This window comes from Pseudomonas sp. EA_65y_Pfl1_P113 (genome assembly GCF_963970525.1).
Classification (GTDB): Bacteria; Pseudomonadota; Gammaproteobacteria; order Pseudomonadales; family Pseudomonadaceae; genus Aquipseudomonas; species Aquipseudomonas tritici.
Genome location: NZ_CAXAQM010000405.1, coordinates 1 through 501 on the forward strand (window position 1 = coordinate 1; position 501 = coordinate 501).

Genomic DNA, 501 nt, shown 5'->3' on the forward strand with positions numbered 1-501 from the left:
CGGCCTGCTTCGCTTCGTCGGACGCGAGGACGAGATGATCAAAAGCGCGGGCAACCGCATCAGCCCGACCGAAATCGAGGAAGCGGGGGTGGCGGGCGGCGAAACGGCGGAGGCGGTGGCGCTGGGCGTGCCGGATGCACGGCTTGGGCAGGCGATCGTCGTAGTCGCGCGTGGAGACGGCACGCACGAGGCCGCCCTGCGCGCGCGGCTGCGGCGCGATTTGCCGAGTTTCCAGCAGCCGACACGCTATGAATGGCGCGCCGAGCTGCCACGCAATGCGAATGGCAAACTCGACCGCGCGGCGCTGAAAGCGGAGATGACGTCATGAAGCCGATGGGCACGATTCCGCGGGATTTCCAGGTCAATCCGCTGCAGATTGGCGGACGGGATGCGGCGCATTGGGTTGCTGTCGCCGGAGACACGCCGCTGTTCGTGTACGACATGGCGGTGGTGCGGGACCGCATTGCGTGGTTTCGCGCGGCCTTTTCCTCGGTCGACCTG

At 67.3% G+C, this 501-nt stretch carries 1 pseudogene; it reads left to right on the plus strand.

Annotated features, from left to right (window positions below):
• Positions 1-328, plus strand: a pseudogene (locus AACY52_RS30285) (acyl-CoA ligase (AMP-forming), exosortase A system-associated); the annotation flags it as partial.
• Between the last annotated feature and the right edge of the window lie 173 nt (positions 329-501).